This is a genomic window from Mesorhizobium sp. M4A.F.Ca.ET.090.04.2.1, assembly GCF_003999085.1.
Classification (GTDB): Bacteria; Pseudomonadota; Alphaproteobacteria; order Rhizobiales; family Rhizobiaceae; genus Mesorhizobium.
The window spans coordinates 1-1,073 of record NZ_RZOT01000907.1; the positions used below are offsets into that span (position 1 = coordinate 1).

At 65.8% G+C, this 1,073-nt stretch carries 1 protein-coding gene; it reads right to left on the reverse strand.

The features are described from left to right. Window positions 1-141: 141 nt before the first annotated feature. The coding region (locus tag EN781_RS33045; RefSeq protein ID WP_127400753.1) for a glutamate synthase-related protein at window positions 142-1,073 on the reverse strand (932 nt) is incomplete at its 5' end.

Sequence of the window (1,073 nt, forward strand, 5' to 3'; positions counted from 1 at the left end):
CCGCTAAACAGGTCGGTGTAGGAGATCATGAAATATTTGACGTTTTTCGCCCTTGCGAATTCTGCAAGATCAGTAGTCACACCAGTTCCCCATTTTTTGTCGGCCATGGCCCAAGGCATTTGGGTCTTGGCCCTTCATTGATTAGAAGCCGTTCTTGCCCGGTATCCAGTTGGTGCCGGCAAGCGGCACGCCCGCCATGGCGGCCGCTTCGATGGTCAGCGCGACGAGGTCCTCGGGCTCGAGATTGTGCAGGCTGTTCTTGCCGCAGGCGCGCGCGATCGTCTGCGCCTCCAGCGTCATCACTTTCAGGTAATTCGCCAGCCGCCGTCCGGCCGCGATCGGGTCGACTCGTTTCATCAGCTCCGGATCTTGCGTGGTGATGCCGGCCGGGTCGCGGCCTTCGTGCCAGTCGTCATAGGCGCCGGCGGTGGAGCCGAGCGCATTGTACTCCGCCTCCCAGCGGGGATCGTTGTCGCCAAGCGCAACCAGCGCCGCCGTGCCGATCGATACCGCGTCGACGCCGAGCGCGAGCGCCTTGGCGACGTCGGCGCCGTTGCGGATACCGCCGGAGACGATGAGCTGCACCTTGCGATGCATGCCGAGGTCCTGCAGCGCCTGCACCGCCGGCCTGATGCAGGCAAGCGTCGGCTGGCCGACATTCTCGATGAACACTTCCTGCGTCGCGGCCGTGCCGCCCTGCATGCCGTCGACCACGACGACGTCGGCGCCGGCCTTCACCGCGAGCGCGGTGTCGTAGTAGGGGCGGGCGCCGCCGACCTTGACGTAGATCGGCTTTTCCCAGTCGGTGATCTCGCGCAGTTCGAGGATCTTGATCTCGAGGTCGTCGGGCCCGGTCCAGTCGGGATGGCGCGACGCCGAGCGCTGGTCGATGCCCTTGGGCAGCGTGCGCATCTCGGCGACGCGGTCGGAGATCTTCTGGCCAAGCAGCATGCCGCCGCCGCCGGGCTTGGCGCCCTGGCCGACGACCGCTTCGATCGCATCGGCGCGGCGCAGGTCGCGCGGGTTCATGCCGTAGCGCGACGGGAGGTACTGATAGACGAGCTGCTTGGAAT